The 19,015-nt window shown below is 67.4% G+C and carries 17 protein-coding genes; 3 read left to right on the top strand and 14 right to left on the bottom strand.

The window, feature by feature from the left end; translation table 11 throughout:
• Positions 1 to 81: 81 nt before the first annotated feature.
• The 5 genes from WKC72_RS37765 to WKC72_RS37745 are packed head-to-tail and all read right to left on the bottom strand — an operon-like array spanning position 82 to position 5,404.
• Positions 82 to 486, bottom strand: coding sequence for a RidA family protein (locus WKC72_RS37765; protein WP_037241866.1), 405 nt, complete (start codon positions 484 to 486; stop codon positions 82 to 84).
• Entirely contained in the window at positions 479 to 1,207 is a 729-nt protein-coding gene (locus WKC72_RS37760; protein ID WP_370181316.1) for a hypothetical protein, read from the bottom strand. The genes WKC72_RS37765 and WKC72_RS37760 overlap by 8 nt, the downstream gene beginning before the upstream one ends.
• Positions 1,204 to 2,208 carry a membrane dipeptidase gene (locus tag WKC72_RS37755; protein WP_037241864.1) on the bottom strand — a complete coding sequence of 335 codons (1,005 nt, stop codon included), beginning with the start codon at positions 2,206 to 2,208 and terminating at the stop codon, positions 1,204 to 1,206. Before WKC72_RS37755 ends, WKC72_RS37760 begins: the two co-directional genes overlap by 4 nt.
• Positions 2,208 to 3,926 carry a hypothetical protein gene (locus WKC72_RS37750; RefSeq protein WP_370181315.1) on the bottom strand — a complete coding sequence of 573 codons (1,719 nt, stop codon included), beginning with the start codon at positions 3,924 to 3,926 and terminating at the stop codon, positions 2,208 to 2,210. The genes WKC72_RS37755 and WKC72_RS37750 overlap by 1 nt, the downstream gene beginning before the upstream one ends.
• Entirely contained in the window at positions 3,923 to 5,404 is a 1,482-nt protein-coding gene (locus WKC72_RS37745) for an aldehyde dehydrogenase (RefSeq protein ID WP_268791730.1), read from the bottom strand. The genes WKC72_RS37750 and WKC72_RS37745 overlap by 4 nt, the downstream gene beginning before the upstream one ends.
• Before the next feature lie 110 nt (positions 5,405 to 5,514).
• Here WKC72_RS37745 and WKC72_RS37740 point away from each other — a divergent pair, with 110 nt between their 5' ends.
• The gene (locus WKC72_RS37740; protein ID WP_037241856.1) at positions 5,515 to 6,414 is read left to right on the top strand and encodes a LysR family transcriptional regulator; all 900 of its coding nucleotides are present in this window, start codon (positions 5,515 to 5,517) and stop codon (positions 6,412 to 6,414) included.
• Between the two features lie 4 nt (positions 6,415 to 6,418).
• Here WKC72_RS37740 and WKC72_RS37735 read toward each other — a convergent pair whose 3' ends face one another.
• From WKC72_RS37735 to WKC72_RS37725, 3 genes are all read right to left on the bottom strand, one after another.
• Positions 6,419 to 8,455: a neutral/alkaline ceramidase gene (locus WKC72_RS37735; protein ID WP_370181314.1), complete on the bottom strand. Its 2,037-nt coding sequence runs from the start codon at positions 8,453 to 8,455 to the stop codon at positions 6,419 to 6,421.
• A gap of 162 nt (positions 8,456 to 8,617) precedes the next feature.
• Complete coding sequence (locus WKC72_RS37730) at positions 8,618 to 9,346, bottom strand: acetoacetate decarboxylase family protein (protein WP_370181313.1); 729 nt, start codon at positions 9,344 to 9,346, stop codon at positions 8,618 to 8,620.
• Positions 9,343 to 10,194: an SDR family oxidoreductase gene (locus tag WKC72_RS37725; protein ID WP_370181312.1), complete on the bottom strand. Its 852-nt coding sequence runs from the start codon at positions 10,192 to 10,194 to the stop codon at positions 9,343 to 9,345. Before WKC72_RS37725 ends, WKC72_RS37730 begins: the two co-directional genes overlap by 4 nt.
• Positions 10,195 to 10,335: 141 nt before the next feature.
• Here WKC72_RS37725 and WKC72_RS37720 point away from each other — a divergent pair, with 141 nt between their 5' ends.
• Complete coding sequence (locus WKC72_RS37720; protein WP_370181311.1) at positions 10,336 to 11,511, top strand: cytochrome P450; 1,176 nt, start codon at positions 10,336 to 10,338, stop codon at positions 11,509 to 11,511.
• 66 nt (positions 11,512 to 11,577) lie between these two features.
• Here the strand turns inward: WKC72_RS37720 and WKC72_RS37715 are convergent, their stop codons facing one another.
• Positions 11,578 to 12,459, bottom strand: a complete 882-nt coding sequence (locus WKC72_RS37715) for an aldo/keto reductase (RefSeq protein WP_037241832.1) — start codon at positions 12,457 to 12,459, stop codon at positions 11,578 to 11,580.
• A gap of 66 nt (positions 12,460 to 12,525) precedes the next feature.
• Between WKC72_RS37715 and WKC72_RS37710 the strand changes: the two genes are divergently transcribed.
• Positions 12,526 to 13,350 carry an HAD family hydrolase gene (locus tag WKC72_RS37710; protein ID WP_128640040.1) on the top strand — a complete coding sequence of 275 codons (825 nt, stop codon included), beginning with the start codon at positions 12,526 to 12,528 and terminating at the stop codon, positions 13,348 to 13,350.
• Positions 13,351 to 13,401: 51 nt separating this feature from the next.
• On the opposite strand, the gene WKC72_RS37705 is transcribed toward WKC72_RS37710, so the two are convergent.
• From WKC72_RS37705 to fadD3, 5 genes are read right to left on the bottom strand one after another with little or no spacing between them, the layout of a single operon-like run.
• Entirely contained in the window at positions 13,402 to 14,451 is a 1,050-nt protein-coding gene (locus WKC72_RS37705) for an acyl-CoA dehydrogenase family protein (protein ID WP_112299628.1), read from the bottom strand.
• Positions 14,448 to 15,416, bottom strand: a complete 969-nt coding sequence (locus WKC72_RS37700) for an acyl-CoA dehydrogenase family protein (RefSeq protein ID WP_370181310.1) — start codon at positions 15,414 to 15,416, stop codon at positions 14,448 to 14,450. Before WKC72_RS37700 ends, WKC72_RS37705 begins: the two co-directional genes overlap by 4 nt.
• Positions 15,413 to 16,573, bottom strand: coding sequence for an acyl-CoA dehydrogenase family protein (locus tag WKC72_RS37695; RefSeq protein WP_370181309.1), 1,161 nt, complete (start codon positions 16,571 to 16,573; stop codon positions 15,413 to 15,415). The genes WKC72_RS37700 and WKC72_RS37695 overlap by 4 nt, the downstream gene beginning before the upstream one ends.
• Positions 16,574 to 17,446, bottom strand: coding sequence for an enoyl-CoA hydratase (locus WKC72_RS37690; RefSeq protein ID WP_370181308.1), 873 nt, complete (start codon positions 17,444 to 17,446; stop codon positions 16,574 to 16,576). It lies immediately after the preceding gene.
• The gene (fadD3, locus tag WKC72_RS37685; RefSeq protein WP_370181307.1) at positions 17,443 to 18,990 is read right to left on the bottom strand and encodes a 3-[(3aS,4S,7aS)-7a-methyl-1,5-dioxo-octahydro-1H-inden-4-yl]propanoyl:CoA ligase; all 1,548 of its coding nucleotides are present in this window, start codon (positions 18,988 to 18,990) and stop codon (positions 17,443 to 17,445) included. The genes WKC72_RS37690 and fadD3 overlap by 4 nt, the downstream gene beginning before the upstream one ends.
• Positions 18,991 to 19,015 lie beyond the last annotated feature (25 nt).

The raw sequence follows: 19,015 nt of genomic DNA, 5'->3' as shown, positions 1-19,015 counted from the left end.
GAGGGTCGGTCCCCACGTGATGTGGTTGCTGCCACATTAGGAAGTGAATCAGCGGCGCGGAATTACCAATCTCCTACCAATTCATGCTCCGTGCTTATCAATTCGGTGGTCGACGGCTGCGACCGCGTCGATTTCGATTCTCTTGCTGCCGCGGAAGCGCGCGACCTCCACGGTCGTTCGTGGCGGTAGCGGAATCCCTTCCAGTCGATCGAGATACGCGGTGTTGTATTCGTCGAACTCCGAGAGATCGGCCAGGTACACCGTGGTCTTCAGGAGCGTGTGCAGGCCGCCACCCGAAGCCAGGAGCGTAGCTTCCAGATTGTCCAGTGCGACCTTGACCTGCTCTCCGATCGCGGCCGGGGTCTGTCCGTCCGCGGTGGTGGGGATCTGCCCGCACGCCCAGATGGTGCCGGCGAACACGGCGGCTCTCGAGTACGGTCGTTCGATCCCGTGCGGATGAGCGACGAGCTCACGCTGGTCAGTCATGCTGGGCCTCCGGAACGAGGAATCGCCTGCCGAGTGCGTACGCCCGCGACCACGTCGCGGTGTCGACGAAGACGCCGTAGGAGACGGCGTGGCGGTATCGCGTCTCCCGTTCGGCGGCGGTGTGGACGGGACGGGACGAGTTCGCGGCGAATGGTGCCGTCCAGACGAGCGTGCCTCTGTTGGATTCTGCGCCGCATTCGAACGTGACGGCGACGTCGCGGTACATGTCGCCGGCGGCTGTCACGACCGTCGCGCGCCGCTCGTGGTCATCGAGAGCGACCAGCCACAGTGTCGTGCCGGACCGGGAGGCGGCGCGGAGGGCGTACCAGTCGGCGGCCTCGTGGTCGTCGATCTCTGACAGCAGGACCGGTCGTGCTTGCGACAGCGCGAGGTCGACCGCCAGGGGTCCCGACAGCAGGCCGCTCCGGGGCGAGTGGTCGACGATGTCGACAGCGGAGCTTTTCGACAGCGTCGCACCGGTGGGATCGCTCGACGGATCGAGCCGGTCCAGCGTGTCCAGGAGAGTGTCGATCCCGGTACGCGCGTGGAGTTGCATCGCCGTCACTATGTCGGCCGCGGCGCCTGCCTCGCCCGAACTGACACCGGCCGCGTACAGGGCGCGGAAAGCGGTCTCGCGAACCTCACGTACCGCCAACCTGATTCGGTTGTTCGTGGTGGGGAGTGTGTCGCGCTCGGACGTATGAGTGAGCATGTCGGTCATCGGCGTTCCTGTGTCTCGTGCAGGCCGGGAAAGACGTCGTCGAAGAGCCGCAACCAGTTCTCGCCGAGAATCTTCGCGATGGTCTCGTCGTCGAGTCCGACATCGTGCAGGCACTCGGTGAGAACCGGGAAGTCGGACGGGCCGGAAAACCAGTTCGGCCACATGGGCCACTCGGGTTCGACCGGATTCTGGCTGGGCGGGCGCCAGCGACCGTTGCGCAACCACGCGACGTAGTCCTCCGACCAGTTTCTGGTGCAGTCACTCCCGATCGCGACGTGGTCGGGTCCGATCTGGTCGACGAGTCGCGCGACCATGACCGCGAAGTCGGAGCTGGAGGTGGTTTCCCCGCCGAGAACGTTGGGGTAGAGGCAACATCCGATCACGCCGCCACGGGCCGCCAGCGCATCGATGACCTCGTCCGGCTTGTTGCGGGGGCTGTCGACGAACCACGTCGGGTTCGAATGGGTGATCGCGACGGGCCTTTCGGATGCGTCGATCGCATCCAGGCAGGTACGGTTTCCGACGTGCGAGAGGTCGACGAGCATCCCCACGCGATTCATTTCGCCGATCAGTATTCGCCCGAACGCGGTGAGTCCCGAGTCGTGCTCGTCGTAGCAGGCGCCGCCCGCCAGGTTCTGAATGTTGTAGGTGAGTTGCGCGACACGAACGCCCAATCGATGGAAGATCTCCACCATCCGGTAGTCGTCCCCGAACGGCGAGGAGTTCTGGAACCCGAGGAGTACGGCGATCCGGTTGTCCCGCTTCGCAGTGCGAATGTCTTCGGACGTCTCCGCGAGGGTGACGATGTCGTTGTTGTCGGCGGCGAGTTGATACCACTGCGCGACGGCGCCGAGAGTGTCGGTCGGCCCGTCCCAGACCGCGCAGGTGGCGTTCACACCTGTGACACCACCGGCTCGGAGTTCCTCGAGGACCTTCCGATCCCAGTTGTTGATCTGAAGACCGTCCACCACCAGCAGGTCGGAGTGAGTGAGCGTGTGCACTAGGAATCCTTTCGCGGCTTGCGGGTGAAGATCCAGTCGTCGTCGACTCCGGCGGCGACGTCGTCGGCCCGTGGGGCTCCCGAGTAGAGGGTCACGCGGAGCCAGTCGGTCGATTGCGGGCTGTAGTTGTCCATTCCGTACATCGCCAGCTGGAATCGCTGCAGATTCAGGGGAAGGAACTTTTCGGCGAGCAGGTTGTCGTGTGCCTCCGAATACGGGACGTCGGCGAGTGTCTGGACGCGGGCGACGATTCCGCGGTGCCACGGGTGCTCGACGAGAAAGGCGGCGACCGGCGTTTCGTCATGCGTCGACGCGAGATCGCGGTCCAGAGCGGCGACGGACCGGGCGATGTCGATCGGATGCTCGACGTTCTCGCCGGGATCGATACCTCTGCGTCCGCGACGCGGCTCTTCGTTGTTCTCCGAGGAGAACCAGAAGTGGGTCAGCTCGTCGGGATTGTCGAAGTCGAAGCGCCGCACCCACGCGTAGCGTTCTCGCAGGACGGAACGCAACTGGGCGCAGGTCTGCGCGGGATCGACGTCCTGCCGTTGATCGCAGCACAGCAACTCCTCGACCTCGGCGTCGAGTTGAGGATGTACCTCGACGATCACGCTGTCCATCACACTGCGGGCCTCGGGGCCGAATGTCGCCGCCTGCCCGTGGAGTTCCCGCCACGCATGGGTCGTTGCTTCGCCGCCGATCGTCCCGCTGTCGATGTACTCGGCCAGCATGGCCCGGAGTGGTTCGAGCTGGGACGAGAGTTCGCCGCACGGGACGAAGGGCTCAGTCGCCAGGTCTGCGCGTTCGCGGAAGTAGTGGGTGGCTCGCTCGAGCAGGTCACCGGCAGTGTGGATGCGCCGATCGTCGGGTGTGGTCGCCTGTGCCAGGGCGTGCGCGAGTGGGAGCTCGCGCGTGGCGCACCAGGCGTCGAGCACGTGCGGGTGGTTGATCACGTAGGGCACCATGCCGAGACCCGTGGCGTTGCCCAGCCCGAGGTAGCGTCGCCAGTCTCCGGACAGCCGCACCGACAGAGGGTTTCGGGCGCGGGCACAGTGCTCGACGAGGTCGTAACTGAGCTCGCGCAACAGCCAGGCGGTCAGCATGTGTGCCCGGTAGGGGAGACGCAGGGGATGGCCGGCATCGAGCCGATCGAAATCTGCGAGCCCGAACTTTCCGTTGCTGTAGAACGCGGTACTCCGCAGAATGTAGGCGGCATCGCCCATGGTCGTGATGTCCGGTTGAGTGCCCTCGGAGAGGCGGTCGACGACGTAGTCGAAGAATCGGGCACTGCGGTTTGCCCGCGTCCAGATGAGAGTGCCGTCGTCTGCCCGGCCTTCTTCCTGACGCGGTACCTGCGAGCGCAATGCGTTCGCTCGGCTCTCGGTCAGCGGTCCCTCGATCAGGGCTCCGGTGACGTCCCAGGCCTTGGCGATGACACGATCGGTTCGATCGCTCTCGATGAGGGTCGTCGAGAACACGACGAATCGCACCTCGTGTGAACCGATGACGACGCGGTACACGATCTCGCCGCGGCCGGCATCATCGACGTCCCAGCGCTCGCGTTCCACCCGCCAGTTCTGCGCGGCCGCCGTTCGGAGGAAGGACCGGGCGAAGCTGTGCCGGGTGTAGCGTGCCGCTCCCATGTCGGCCGGGTCCAGGACCTGCTCGGGCGATCGCGCCAGGGTCTGTGTCCGGCGGAGGGTATCGGTCGGCCTCATGCGTCACTCCTCGGCGTTCCGGTGCGGGCGTAGGCGATCTTGCTCCAGGTGAAGAACTCGGCACTGGTTGCCGCATTCTGCTCACGGGGAGCAGGGAAGGAGGAGTCCTTGAGTCCGCCGAAGGGAGCATGGAGTTCGGACCCGGTGTTGGGGGCGTTGACTTTGATCAGTCCCGCTTCGAGGTCACGAATGCAGCGTCGAACGGCGCGCTCGTCACACGTGAACACTGCGGCGGTGAGGCCGAAGGGTGTCGCGTTCGCCATGGCGATGGCCTCGTCGAGGTCTTCCGCGCGCAAAATCGTGGTCACCGGTCCGAACACCTCCTCTCGGCAGATGGTCAATTCGGTGGTGCCGGCGAGCAGAGTGGGGGCGACGAAGGCGGCACCCGACGTGGGGAGTGGTGCGCGCGCCAGCAATTCGGCGCCCTCGGACAGCGCCTGGTCGACCGCGGCCGTTACCTCCTTCGCCGCGCGGGACGAGACGAGCGGGCCGATCTGCGACTCGGGTGCCAGTCCGTCGCCGACCACCAGTTCCTCGACGCGGGCGACGAGTTCGGGAACGAGTGCGTCGTAGGCGTTGCCGACCGCGATGATCCTTCGCGTCGCCGTACATTTCTGACCGGTGCTTCCCATGGCACCGGCGATCAGCACGGCTGCTGCGTCGTGCGGATCGACGTCGGGGAGCACTATTGCCGCATTGTGCCCGCCGAGTTCCATCTGGACCTTGGCGCCGCGGGGGACGGCGGCAGCCTGGATCGACCTGCCCACCGGTACCGACCCGGTGAAGGTGACTCCGGAGATCTCTTCCCGGGCAACCAGTTCGGCGCCGATCGGGCCCGGTCCCAGGACCATGTTGAGGACACCTGCCGGGACACCCGCTGTGGCAAGGACTTCGGCAAAGGCCGCGGCGACCGCAACCGTGTCGCTGGCGGGTTTCCAGACGACGGTATTGCCCCAGAGCAGTGCAGGCGCCAGCTTCCAGGCCGGGATCTGGAGCGGGAAGTTCCACGGGGTGATGGCGGCGACGACGCCGAGCGGGCGCCGGACCGTCCGAATCACCTCGTCGGGATGGGACGAAGGGTAGGTGGCGCCGTCGGCGTTCCTGGCCTGCGCTGCGTGGTAGTAGAGGGTCTCGACGGTGGCCCCGACTTCGGCGCGCGACTCGGGGAGGGTCTTGCCCTGCTCCCGGGTCATCAGCTCCGCGATCGCGTCCGCACGTTCGGCCAGGATCTCGGCGGCCCGGCGAAGGACCAGTCCGCGGGCGATGATCCCGCGGTCGTCCCACTCCCGCCGTGCCGACACTGCCGCGGTCACCGCTGTGTCGAGGAGCCGGGTGTCGGCGGGATGGTATTCGGCGACCGCGGTCTCGTCGGCCGGGTTCGTCGTCGTGGTGACCGGACCGTCGCCGTCCACCCATTCACCGCCGATCAGGTGGCGTAGAAAGTTGTCCGTGTCCGGCGCGGTGACGTGGTGCTCCACTGCTGACTCCTCGAAGGCATGGTAGTTCGGTGCCTTCAACGCTAGGCCGGGCACACACCGTGCAGAAGTACCTATTGTCAACCGACTGATAAGTTGCAAGTATCAATCGCGTGGAACTGCGGCAGCTTCGATACTTCGTCACGGTGGCCGAGGAGATGAACTTCAGGCGCGCTGCGGAACGCCTGCACATCGCGCAGCCGGCACTGAGTCAGCAGATCAGCAAGTTCGAGAAGGAACTGCGAACCACCCTGTTCGAGAGAACCACGCGACGCGTCGAGCTGACCGACGCGGGCCGGGTGCTCCTGGACGAGGGCCGACGCGTCCTCGCGGAAGCCGATCACGCGCTGGCGGCAGTGGAGCAGGTCGCGCACGGTGAGGTCGGGCTGCTGCGCATCGGCTTCGTCAGTTCCGCGGCGCTGAGGATCGTCCCCGCCACGGTGCTCGCCCTGCAGAAGGCATGGCCCGGTGTCCAGGTCGAACTGTCCGAGTCGACGACCGACCGTCAGCTGTCCGGGATCGCCGACGGAATTCTCGACATCGGACTGGTGCGTGAGGTCGACCGTGCGGAGGGCATCGTGGTGCGCCCGCTGACCCGCGAGCCGCTGCTGGTCGCGATGCACTCGTCGCATCCCTTCGCGAACCGGACGTCGGTGCGGCTCGTCGAATTGCGCGACGAACGGTTCCTCACCTTTCCGCGAGGCCAGGTTTCGCGACTCTACGACCACATCGCCGCCCTGTGCCACCACGCGGGCTTCCGGTTGGAGGCCGCCCAGGAGGCGCTGCAGTTTCCGACTCTCCTCGGGTTGGTCGCCGCGAACACCGGCGTCACCATCGTCCCCGCAAGCCTCAGGGCCCTGCACCTACCGGACCTGCGGTACGTTGCGCTCTCCGATCCGCAGGCGGCCTCGACCGTCTCGGTCGCGTATCGCGCCGACAGACAACAGGTCCCGGCGATCCGGCACTTCCTCGACGTCGCATCGTCCCTCGACCTGACGGACGAAACCCGATAGGCGGTTATCCGACCTCGAAGTCGTTCGACGTCCCGGTGAATGCGGTGATCGCGCCTGCCGCGTCGCGGCTGTTGCCGAAGTGCTGCACACGATAGCGACCGGCGGGGGTACCGTCCGGGACGTCCCACGTGATGCGCGCGAGCGACTGGTTCGGCCCGGTGCGCGTCCAGCGGTACTTGGTCGACCAGTCGCCGTCGTCGGCGTGACGCACCCAGCCGTCGCCGACCCGGCGCTGGATCTCGAGGAACGTGCCACGTCGGCGCGCATCGTTCCGGGGGTGGCCGGTGACGAACTCGACCGCGATCTGTTCGCCCGCCGACACTTTCGCGGCGGGCTGGGTCAGCACGTCGCCGAAGACGCGGCTTGCGGGCGGTTCGTCGCGGTCGATGCCCGGACCGAGGTAGGGCTGGAACTGCGACAGGTCGCGGGGTGCCGGGCCGCGGGGAACGTCGCGGCCGGTGCGCAGAGCGTCGGCCAGTGCCGCGAACCCCTGCTGGTACGCGGGCAGCGTGTACCGGCCGAAGAGGGTCGAGCCGCCCTCGTACTGCTGCGCGTCGTACTCCTGCGGGGTGGTGCAGTAACTCGCGTACGAGTTGGCGTAACCCTGGAAGATCACGTTCTCCAGGGGCACCCCGAGTCTGTCGGCGACGGTGCGGCGGATCCGCAGCCCGGATACGATCGTGAATTCCGCTGGGCCGCCCACGACATACACGCCGCCGATGCGGATGATCTGAATCTTCAGCACGTGCGGAACCCACCCGTCGGGTGGCAGCAGACCGACGGCCACCAGCACGAGTTTCGGGGCCTGCGCGTCCTGCAGCCACTGCGGGATCGGCGCGTCCATCCCGCCGAGTGCGTCGACGAGCGGGTTGGTGGTGCCCTCCGGGAAGATCGGGATGGCCGGACCGTCCTCGGTGCTGCCCGCGCTCATGGCGGCACCGACACACGCGGGGGACGTCCGGTAGGTGCGGCCGTCAGGGGTGTATTCGCCGCCGACCTCCTGATTCGCCATGTCGAGGTACATGATTCGGCTGTCCATGCCGCCGGTGAGGGACTCCGACGCCGACTCCCACGCCGTCCGGGCGGCCTCGACCTGCCGCTGCCCGATGATGCGGGTGTTCTCGAACTCGTCGTCGGTGGGACCGTGGCCGGGCCGGAGGTCGAGGTTGGGGGACATGTCGCCGGTGTTCGTCTGCGGGAACGCGGCGACGAAGTGCGGCTTCCGATCGTCGAGGTAACGGACACCCTCGTGGTCGTGCTCCCAGAAGTAGGCGGCCGCACCCTTGTTGTCGCCGGAGATCAGATGGTTCGTGTCGGTGAGCGAGGCGCCGTGGGTGGGGAACCAGTTGATCGCCCCGACGTCTCTGCCGCCCTGGGTGATTCGCAGGACCCGCATCGACGTGTCGATGCCCAGGGGGTAGTAGTCCCTGTCCTCGGCGGGGTTGCGGTCGAACGCGATCCGCGAACGGTTGACGCTGGCATCGGTGAGTTCGCTGCGGCCGTACGACACCGAACCGGGAGCGAGGGAATCGTGCGCGGCGGTGATCGCCTCGACGATGCCGCCGACCTCGGCGTCGAACACCTGACGATTGTGGCCGAGCACGGCGAGGTTGTAGGCGTAGTCGTGGGAGGCGCCGCCGCACGCCGCGTGGGAGTGCACCGCCGTGAGCATGACGTTCCGCTCGGTGTACAGGTCGCCGTGGAGTTCCGCGAGCCGGGCCAGCACCGCGTCGTGCACGGACTGGAAGATCATGCAGACGTCGACGCAGACGTAGACCACACGCTGCCGGCCGGGCTCGGCGAACACGAACGCCCGCGCACGGGTTCGCTGATGCAGTCCCTCGGCGCGCTGCTCGAAACTGGAGTACCCCATCATCCCGACGTCGGCGACCGGTCCGGTGGCGTCGGAAATGCCGACACCGACGAGGAATTCATCCGAACCGTCGGTGCCGGGATCTGCGGCCGCCGTCCCGGAACCGAGCGCGGCGAGCGCCGGAGTCAGCGCCGCCCCCGCGAGCACGCTGCGTCGTCTGATCTGCACTACCGATCGTCCTTCCGGCGGCCGTCCCCCCCCGGGGGTGCCACGAATCGGTCAAGCGTCCAGAACTGTAGCCGGTATTGGACCCCAGTTCGGTAATCGGCGCAACCCCACCCCACGTGAGTGGCAAAGCGTGCCCGCGCACACTTCGCCACTCACGTGCGGTCAGACGGGCTGCGCGTCCCCGAACGTCATCTTCAACTCGGGGATCGAGGACGTGACGAGAGCACGTTTCGGAAGTCCCAGCGACCGCAGTTCGTCGGCGATCGGGTGGCTGCCCAGTTTCAGCTCCGCGCCTCCGGGCCGGGAGCGAACCCCGGTCGGGCTCATGTCCCAGGTGGTGAACCGGGTGAGTCCGTCGAGGTGCGAATAGGCGGCGAGCGACGTGCCGGCCCCCGAGCCCGGCACCGGGATTCCCGGCTTGACGCTCAACTGGGCGATCAGCCGACCGCCCTGACTCACCGAACCGCGCTTGACGGAACCGGTGTGGTCGACGTCGAAATCGGCCAGGACCTTCGGGAAACCCCAGATACCGCGGCCGGCGGCCAGGGTGAAGTCGCCGTCGACCGGCAGCTGATGAATCAGAGCACCCGCCCTGCCCCGGGCCAGCGCCTTCAGGTCCTTCGGGACCGAGGCACCGTCGGAACGGTGGTCGCGGACGAGGAACGCCACCCCGAATTCGTTGTACGGGCCGAGGTCGCCGTCTACGTAGTCGACGAACACGAGAACGCACACTCCGCGTCCCGGCCGGAACTGCAGGATCTCCAGTCCGCTGTAGTCGATCAGCGACTGGGCGGCGACGGTCGGCACCGAATGCATCGCCATGAACGCCGACGCGGCCCGGATCTCCACGGGCATGTCGACCTGCTTGCCGAGAACCTGATGCGACGTCACGGCGCGACCACCCCGCGCAGACCGTCGGTGCCGAACATGGGCTCGAACATCGACCCGAAGTCGGGTCCGCGACGCAACATCTGGCCGCCGTCGACGTTGATGATCTGACCCGTGATCCAGGTGGAGTCGGGGCCGAGGAGGAATTTCGCCAGCGCGGCGATGTCGGTGACCTCGCCGACCCGTGCGATCGGGGTGTTGGCCAGGTAGTCGTCCAGGACGGGTCCGCCGTCGGTGATGAGCGCGACGAGGTCGGTGCGGGTCAGGCCGGGGCGGATGCAGTTGACGCGGACGTTGCTGGCCCCGAGTTCGTCGGCGGCGAGTTGCGTCAGGTTGTCGACTCCCGCCTTGGACGGACCGTATGCGCCGAACCAGCGGTGCGTATTGCTGCTCGCGATCGAGGAGATGGTGACGATGGAACCGCCGCCACCGGCGACGAGCGCCCGGGCGGAATGCTTGATCGTCAGCATGGTGCCGGTGACGTTCAGGTCCACGGTCCGCCGCCACGCATCGACGTCGAGTTGGGTCACGGGTCCCACCGATTCGTTCCCGCCTGCGCACGTGACGACGCCGTCGAGCAGCCCGGTGCGCTCGCCCGCCTCGGCGACCGCGCGGATGACGTCGTCCTCGTTCGTGACGTCGGCGGTGACCGTGTCGACCGTCCCCGCGGGATCGTCGGCGGTGATCTGCTCCGCTGCGCGTGCCAGCTTCTCCTCGTTGCGACCACAGATCGTGACGTGGACGCCCTCGGCCGCCAGGGCGGTGGCTATGCCCAATCCGATGCCACTGCCGCCGCCGGTGACGAGCACGGACGTCTTCGCGAGCCCGCTGCTGCCGTCGTTGGTAACCACGTACACCTCCAGTTAGTAGAACTCGTGCCAATTCCCGAGTCGAGGATCTGCGAAAACTGTCGCTATACCACTGCGTCATAGCGAGAACACGTTCTATTATCAGGGCACGAACGGCGGGATTCAATGCTGAGGAGTACCTCGATGACGGACAGGCCGGAGTTCGATCTGATCGACGGGCGGTTCTACTCGGGCGAGCTCGGCGACCCGCGGCAGGCCTACGCGTGGATGCGCGCCCACGAACCGGTGTATCGCGCGGACGGGATTCTCGGCGCCGCGTCGTACGAGGCCGTCCTGGCGGCCGAACGCGACCCCGAGTTGTTCTCGAACGCGGGCGGAATCCGGCCCGGGGTGGGCCCGCTGCCGCAGATGATCGACATGGACGACCCACAGCACCTGCAGCATCGCCGACTCGTCAACGCCGGCTTCACCCGGAAACAGGTGGAAGCGAAGATCGGCCGAATCCGCGAGATCTGCGATCACCTCATCGACGCCGCCTGCGACAAGGACGAAGTGGACTTCGTGCGCGATCTGGCCGCGCCGCTCCCCATGGCGGTCGTCGGCGACATGCTCGGGGTGCGACCCGAGGAACGCGACACGTTCCTGCAGTGGTCCGACGACCTCATGAACGCGCTCGGCAGCAACGCCACCCCGGAGGAACTTCAGGCACAGGCGAATGCCTACCTGGCATTCAACGAATTCACGCTCCGCACCATCGAGCAGCGGCGGCAGAATCCGACGGACGACCTCACCAGCATCCTCGTCCACAGCGAGATCGACGGGCACCGGCTCAGCGACCCGGACATCGTCGGCGAAACCCTGCTGATCCTGATCGGCGGCGACGAGACCACCCGGCACGTCCTCAGCGGTGGCATGGAACAGCTGATGCGTCACCCCGACCAGCAACAGCGGCTCGTGAACGACCCAGACGGCATCCCGGCGGCAGTCGAGGAGATGCTGCGCTGGTCGTCGCCGATCAAGAACATGTGCCGCACCCTCACCCGCGACGTCGAATTCTTCGGAACCGCCCTGCGCGAGGGCGAGAAGATGATGCTGCTCTTCGAATCCGCCAACTTCGACGAGGCGGTGTTTCACAATCCCGAGGTGTTCGATATCGAACGGTCGCCGAACCCGCACGTCGCGTTCGGTTTCGGCACCCACTTCTGCCTCGGCAACCAACTCGCCCGGCTCGAAGCGAAGATCATGTTCGAGCAACTGTTGTCGCGGCTGCCGGACATGGTGCTCGTCGACGACGGCCCACTGCGGCGTCGCCCCGCCAACTTCGTGTCCGGGCTCGAGGAGATGCCGGTGAAGCTCTAGGCGCTTCGCGCCCGTGCGACTTTTTGGTAGCTGGAGCAGCCAAAAAGGCGCACGGGCCCGGAGGGCCTACTCCGGTGCGCCGATGTTCAACTCATTCGGGTGGGCTCCGACACGGGTGCCGTCGTCCATCGTCTCGATCTCGCTGAGGTCCTGCTCGCTGAGCTCGAAATCGAACACGTCGATGTTCTCGCGGATCCGCGACTCGTGGACCGACTTGGGAATGACGATCAGCCCGCTCTGCAGATGCCAGCGGATCAGCACCTGCGCCGCGCTCTTGCTGTGCCGGTCGCCGATGCGGGTGATGATCGGATCCGTGAGCAGCGTGTTCGGCTTCGAGTCGTCACCCCACCCCGAGTTGCTGGTGCCGCCGAGCGGGCTCCATGATTCGACGGCGATGCCGTGGTCGACGGCGAACCTCCGGATCTCCTGCTGGGCGAGATGCGGATGCAACTCCACCTGATCGACCGCCGGTACGACGCCGCCGCGGTCGATCAGCAACTGCAGGTGACGCGGTTCGAAATTGCACACACCGATCGCCTTGGCACGACCGGACTCGGCGATCTTCTCCAGCGCATCCCACGTGCGGAGGATGCGGTCGTCGTCCTGCAGCGGCCAATGGATCAGGTACAGGTCGACGTAATCGACGCCGAGACGTCCGAGGCTGGCATCGAACGCTTTCAACGCCGGCTCGTAGCCCTGGTCCGCGTTCCACAATTTGGTGGTGAGAAAGATGTCTTCGCGGGCGACTCCCGAGTTCGCGATGCCGCGGCCCACACCTTCCTCGTTGCCGTAGGCGGAGGCGGTGTCGATGTGCCGGTAGCCCGCCTCGTCCAGGGCGAACCCGACGGCGTGTTCGGTCTCGTCGTTGTCCGCCTGCCAGACTCCCAGGCCGAGCTGCGGGAGGATGGTTCCGGAATTCAGCACGATGCTGGGTACTCGAGGACTCATGCTGTCCAGGCTATCGACTGTGGTGGCGTCGTGAGGGGTACATGCGCTGCCTGGCATCATGCGGAGGTGACGCAAATTCGGCTGTTGGCGACGGACCTCGACGGCACCCTGCTGCGATCGGACCGCACGATTTCCCCGCGCACCGCGCAGGCCATGGAGGGCGCGCGACAGTCGGGGGTCGAGGTGGTGTGGGCGACGGCCCGCGCCAGGCATTCGGTGCACGAGCTTGCGCAGTCGTGCGGATTCCGCGGCAAGGCGATCTGCGCGAACGGGGCGGTGGTCCTCGATCTGGCCGACGGAACCCCGGTGATCACGACGACGACGACCATCGCGATGGCGTCGGCCGCGGCGGCGATGGACCGGGTGCGGACGCTGATGCCCGGTGTCGTGTTCGCGAACATCGGCCCGACACGCTTCGTCGCCGAACCGGCGTACGCGGCGTTGTGCGAGTTCGCCGACCATCACCGGCACCCGCACGAGATGACGCTGTCGGAGCTGCTGCCCGACATCGACGAGCCGATGGTGAAGATCGTCGCGCGGCACCCGGAGGTACCCAGCTCGGAGCTCTACCGGGCGGCGGTGGCGGCGGGTGTCGACGGCGTCGAGCTGACGCATTCCGGCGCGCCGTACGTCGAGATGGCGGCGTCCGGTGTGTCCAAGGCGAGCGCGCTCGCCGAGCTCTGCGCGGTCGACGGGATCTCGTCGGAGGAGGTCGCCGTCGCCGGGGACGCCATCAACGACGTCCCGATGCTGAGGTGGGCAGGTACGGCGCTGTGCCCGTCCAACGCGCTGCCGGAAGTCCTCGCCCTGGCCGACCACGTCCTGCCCAGCAACGACGAGGACGGGGTCGCCGGCTACCTCGAGGCGCTGGCAGGCGCTCCGCGCCCGTGAGTGCTTGACGAGTGCAGAGACTCGTTAACCACGCACGGGCGGCGAAGCCGCCTACAGCCCGGCGGCGGTAGCGAGCTCGGGCAGGTACTCCCGCGGCTGCCCGAACAGCTGTGCACTCCCGTGCGCACGTTTGAAGTACAGCTGCGCGTCGTGTTCCCACGTGATCGCGATGCCGCCGTGCAGCTGGATGGCCTCGGCCGCGACGTGCTGCAGCGCCTCCGAGCAGTACACCTTCGCGATGACGGCGTCCTCGTGCGTCCCCGACAGCGCCGCGGCGTACGACATGGACCGGGCCGTCTCGACGAGGGCGTACATGTCGGCCATGCGATGTTTGAGCGCCTGGAACGACCCGATGGCCCGTCCGAACTGCTTGCGCGACTTCGCATACTCGACCGTCTGCTCCAGCGCCGCGGACGCCGCGCCCACCTGTTCCGCCGACAATGCGATCAGCGCGACCGTGCGCAACTGCTCGACGAGGTCGGTGGGGGAAACGAGCCTGCGCGCCGCGACTCCGTCGAAGACCACCTCCGACAGCGGACGCGTCGGGTCCATCGCCGGGACGCGGCGACGCGTCACGCCGTCCGCCGCCGCGTCCACCTCGAACAGGCCTTCGGACGTGAGAACCAGCAGCACGTCCGCGACGTCACCGCCGAGCACGTACGACGCCGTCCCCGACAGCGTCTCGCCCGACGCGGTGACCCCGAATCCGGACCAGCCGTCCGCGTCTGCCCAGCACAGCGCGGCCACCGAGCCCGCCGCGATGCCGGGCAGCAGTCGGGCACACGCGTCGTCGTCCCCCGACAGCACCAGCGCCTGCGCGGCCAGCACGGCGCTGCCCAGCATCGGCGACGGCGTCAGCGTGCGGCCCAGCTCTTCCTGCACCACATGGACTTCCAGCAGCGACGCCCCGACGCCGTCGTACTTCTCCGGCACGGCCAGCGCGGCGACGCCGATCTGCTCGCACAGCTTCGACCACAGCGTGTCGTCGTAACCGTGGTCGGTGGTGATCGCCCGGCGGACGGCGGCCGAGTCGGAGTGCTTACCCAGCAGATCCCGGACCGACGACCGGAGCGCGGCCCGCTCCTCGTTGTCGAAACTCATGACGCCTCCACGAGCGAGTCGACGACGCGACCGCGGTGGAACGCCGGCGTTCCCCAGGCCGTGACCAGCGCCCGGACCTTGGTGAGCCACAACGAGAGGTCGTGCTCCTGCGTGTACCCGATGGCACCGTGCACCTGAAGCGCCACCCGCGCGGCCCGGTACGCGGCATCCCCGCACGCGACCTTCGCCGCCGAGACGTCCCGGGAACTGTCGACGGACCCGTCCCGCACCGACAGTGCCGCACCGTGCAGCAGCGGCCGCGACATCTCCAGCCCGACCGCGACCTCGGCGAGGTGGTGTTTGATGGCCTGGAACTGCCCGATCACCTTGCCGAACTGCTTGCGCTGCTTGGCGTAGTCGGTGGTGACGTCGAGCAGGGTCTGCCCGAGTCCCTGCAGCTGGGCGGCGGTGGCCAGGGCGCCGAGATCGAACGCGGGCGCGAAGTCGACGTCGCCCAGCGTGTCGCTCGCGGTGAGAGGGAACAGCCGTCGCGACTGATCCACCGAGTTCTGCGCCGCCCCGGTCTGTCCGAGGCTCACCGTCGCGCCGTCGACGAGCAGAACCAGGTCGGCCGAGTCGGCATCGACGGCGAACGGCACGTGCGGGGCGGCGGCGACCGTGGCGAGGGAACCGGAGGCCAACGCCGCCAACCGGTCCGGGGCCACCTGCGCGAGCAGGGCCGGCGCCACCGCGACGGTTTCGGCCACCGGCCCGGGAACGGCATGACGTCCGAGTTGTTCGACGGCCACGACGAGGTCGACGGCGTCCGCGCCCAGGCCGTCGTGCTCGTCCGCGATGAGCAGTCCGTTGACGCCGGTCTCGGCGAGACGCTGCCACACCTTCAGGCCCGGGTCCGTGTCGCCGGTGTTCCACGACCGGATCACCGACGGCATGTCGGCCTTCGACAGCAGGGCGTCGATGCTGGACGCGAAGTCCTGATGGGAGGAGTCGAGTGTGAATCTCATCGATCCGCCTTCGGTAGGCCGAGCAGCCGCTCGGCGATCACGTTCTTCTGAATCTCGTTGGTGCCGGCGTAGATCGGACCGGACAGGGAGAACAGGTAGCCGTCCATCCAGTTGTCCGCGAGCTCCGCCGAGGCGCCCTGCAATTCGAGTGCCGTCTCGTGGGTGGCGATGTCCCACTCCGACCAGAACACCTTGTTGATCGACGATTCGGCACCCAGTTGCCCGCCGTCGGCCAGTCGGGTGACGGTGCCGAACGTGTTCAGCTGGTAGGCGCGGGCGCCGATCCAGGCGTCGGCGACCTTGTTTCGCAGGGCCGTGTCGTCGGTGCGTCCGCTGTCCCGGAACAACTCGACCAGCCGGTCGACGGTCGTGAGGAAGCGGCCCGGGCTGCGCAGCGACAGTCCGCGTTCGTTGGACGCGGTGCTCATCGCCACGCGCCAGCCCTCGTTCACGCCGCCGATCACTCCGGATTCGCCGGGGTTCGCGGGGTCGTCCGGGACGAAGACGTCCTCGAGGAAGATCTCGGCGAAACCGGGCTCGCCGTCCAGCTGATCGATCGGGCGCACGGTCACACCCGTCGAGCGCAGGTCGAACATGAAGTATGTGATGCCCTTGTGCCGCTGGGCGTCCGGGTCGGACCGGAACAGCCCGAAGCCCCAGTCCGCGAAGCTCGCCCGCGAACTCCACGTCTTCTGCCCGTTCAGCACCCAGCCACCGTCGACGCGCCGGGCGGTGGACCGGAGCGACGCGAGGTCGCTACCCGACTCCGGCTCCGACCAGGCCTGCGCCCAGATGTCGTCGGCGCGGGCCATCCGCGGCATGATCCGGGCCAACTGTTCGGCGTTCGCGTGCTCGAACAGCGTCGGGGCGAGCAGGAAGATGCCGTTCTGACTGACGCGTCCGGGCGCACCCGAGCGGTAGTACTCCTCCTCGAACACCACCCATTCCAGCAGCGACGCGTCCCGTCCGCCCAGTTCCTCCGGCCACGACACCACCGACAGCCGGGCGTCGGCGAGGGTGCGTTCCCACTCGCGGTGCGCCTCGAAACCCTCGGCGGTGTCCATCGACGGCAGCGGCTCGGCGGGAACGTTGTCGCGCAGGAACGTTCGGACCTCCTCGCGGAAGGCGACGGTGGCGGCGTCGAACTCGAGATCCACTTATTTCGCCCTTTCGTTCGAGTTGCGTGCACTGGCCGCCATCGACTTGGCATCCATGCCGCCGAGCGGATCGGTGTCGATCTCGGCGTTGTGCGCGTGCGCGAAGTGGTGGAGGCCGAAGACGGAATCCATGCCGTTCCGCATGCCCATCTGGTCCTCGCACTGGTTGACGGCCTTCTTGGTGAGCGCGAGACCGAACCGGGGCATGGCGGCGATGCGTCCGGCGATGGCGAGGGTCTCCTGCTCCAGGTCCTCGCGGGGCACGACACGGTTGACCATGCCCACCTCGTACGCGCGCTGCGCGGTGAACCGGTCGCCGGTGAAGAGGATTTCCTTCGCGAACCGCGGTCCGAGCATCCACGGATGCGCGAAGTACTCGACCCCCGGAATGCCCATACGTACGACCGGATCGGAGAAGAACGCGTCGTCCGACGCGACGATGAGGTCGCACACCCACGCCAGCATCAGGCCGCCGGCGATGCAGGCGCCCTGGATCATCGCGATGGTCGGCTTCGGGATCTCGCGCCAGCGAAGGCACATCCCGAGATAGACCTCCATCTCGCGGGCGAACCGCTGGTCGCCACCCGGCTTGTCGACGTGGTCCCACCACATCACGGCCTTGTTGTCGTAGTGCACGTGATGGTCGCGGCCCGGGGTGCCGATGTCGTGCCCGGCGCTGAAGTGCTTTCCGTTGCCGGCGAGGACGATCACCTTCACGTCGTCGTCCTCGACCGCGCGCTCGAACGCGGCGTCGAGGGCGTACGTCATCACCGAGTTCTGGGCGTTGCGGTAGTCGGGGCGGTTGAGCGTCACGAATGCGACACCGTCACGCACCTCGTAGGTGACGACGTCACCCTCGTCCGGAATCGTCATTTCTTCTCCTCACGCAGAACGTTTTTCATGACCTTCCCGGAGGGATTCCGGGGGAGGGAGTCGACGAAGCGCACCGACCGGGGCACCTTGAAATTGGCGAGTCGTTCCTTGCAGAACGCGACCACGTCGTCCTCGGCGAGCGTGACGCCCGGCTTGGCGACCACGTAGGCCCGTCCGACCTCGCCCATCCGCTCGTCGGGAACACCGATGACGGCAGACTCCGCGATGCCGTCGAGTCGGGCAAGGGCGTTCTCCACCTCAGCGGGATACACGTTGAAGCCGCCGGAGATGTACATGTCCTTGAGGCGGTCGGTGATGTCGACGTAACCGCGGTCGTCCAGGGTGCCGACGTCGCCGGTGTGCAACCAGCCGTCCGCATCGATGGTCTTGGCGGTCGATTCGGGGTCGTCGAGGTAACCGAGCATCACGTTCTCGCCGCGTACGAGGATCTCGCCCTGGTCGCCGATCCGGACCTCCATCCCGGTGATGGCGCGGCCCGACGTGGTCGAGACGGTCACCGGGTCGTCGTCGGTCCGGCACATCGTGACCACCACCGCTTCCGTCTGACCGTAGGCGGTGAGGACGGCGTCGAAACTCAGCTCCGACTGCATCCGTTCCACCAGGGCGACCGGCACCGCGGCCGCGCCCGTGATCGCGACCCGCAGGCTGGACAGGTCGTACTTCGGCCGGTCGGGGTGGTCGAGGATCGACTGGAAGATCGTCGGGGCGCCAGGCAGCACGGTGATCTGCTCGTCGTGCACGGTCGCCATCACCCTCGGCACGTCGAACACGGCCATCGGCACCACCGTGGCCCCGTTCAACAGGCACACCAGGAACCCCGCCTTGTACCCGAAGGTGTGGAAGAACGGATTGATGATCAAGTAGTTGTCGTCGGAGGTCACCTCGGCGCACTCACCCCACGCCTGCGCGATGCCCACCGACTGCCGGTGCGCACTCATCACGCCCTTGCTGCGGCCCGTGGTGCCCGACGTGAACATGACGTCGGAGACGTCGTCGGGGGAGACGGCGGCCGCTCGGGCGTCGGCCTCGGCGCGGGTGTCCTCGTCCGCGAGTGCGAGGAAGTCGTCGAAGGCGAAAACGCCGGGCAGCTCGACGTCGCCGCCGTCGACCGGAACCCGGACGACCGTCGGCAGGTCCAGGGTGCTCGACTCGTCGCGGAGTGTCGCGTACCGGTCGGTGCCCAGGAAGTTGCCCGCGACCACCAGGGCGGTGGTCTTGGTGCGCTCGAGAATGTCGAGGGCCTCGGTCGCCGTGTACCGGGTGTTGATCGGGACGAGGGTCGCACCGGCGTAGTGGATGCCGAGCGCCGCGACCACCCAGTGATACGTGTTGGGCGACCACACCGCGACATGGTCGCCGGGCCGCACGTCCTGTGAGCTGAGTGCTGCGGCGAAATCGCGGACACGGTCGTGCAGTTGTGTGAAGGTCAGACGGACGTCGCCGTCCGCCACGGCTGTGAGCTCGCCGAATTCGCGTGCGGCCCGTTTCAGGGCGGACGGGGTGGTTGTCGGTTGTTCGGTCACTGGGCTCCCTACCTACCTAGCAAGT

The organism is Rhodococcus wratislaviensis (assembly GCF_041228765.1).
Classification (GTDB): domain Bacteria; phylum Actinomycetota; class Actinomycetes; order Mycobacteriales; family Mycobacteriaceae; genus Rhodococcus_F; species Rhodococcus_F wratislaviensis.
This window is presented reverse-complemented; position numbering and strand designations above follow the sequence as displayed.

Excerpts from the sequence above, each read along its gene's own strand:
- WKC72_RS37700 (WP_370181310.1), bottom strand. The coding sequence starts at position 15,416 with ATGAGATTCACACTCGACTCCTCCCATCAGGACTTCGCGTCCAGCATC.
- WKC72_RS37750 (WP_370181315.1), bottom strand. The coding sequence starts at position 3,926 with ATGAGGCCGACCGATACCCTCCGCCGGACACAGACCCTGGCGCGATCG.
- WKC72_RS37760 (WP_370181316.1), bottom strand. The coding sequence starts at position 1,207 with ATGACCGACATGCTCACTCATACGTCCGAGCGCGACACACTCCCCACC.
- WKC72_RS37690 (WP_370181308.1), bottom strand. The coding sequence starts at position 17,446 with ATGACGATTCCGGACGAGGGTGACGTCGTCACCTACGAGGTGCGTGAC.
- WKC72_RS37765 (WP_037241866.1), bottom strand. The coding sequence starts at position 486 with ATGACTGACCAGCGTGAGCTCGTCGCTCATCCGCACGGGATCGAACGA.
- WKC72_RS37720 (WP_370181311.1), top strand. The coding sequence starts at position 10,336 with ATGACGGACAGGCCGGAGTTCGATCTGATCGACGGGCGGTTCTACTCG.
- WKC72_RS37705 (WP_112299628.1), bottom strand. The coding sequence starts at position 14,451 with ATGAGTTTCGACAACGAGGAGCGGGCCGCGCTCCGGTCGTCGGTCCGG.
- WKC72_RS37715 (WP_037241832.1), bottom strand. The coding sequence starts at position 12,459 with ATGAGTCCTCGAGTACCCAGCATCGTGCTGAATTCCGGAACCATCCTC.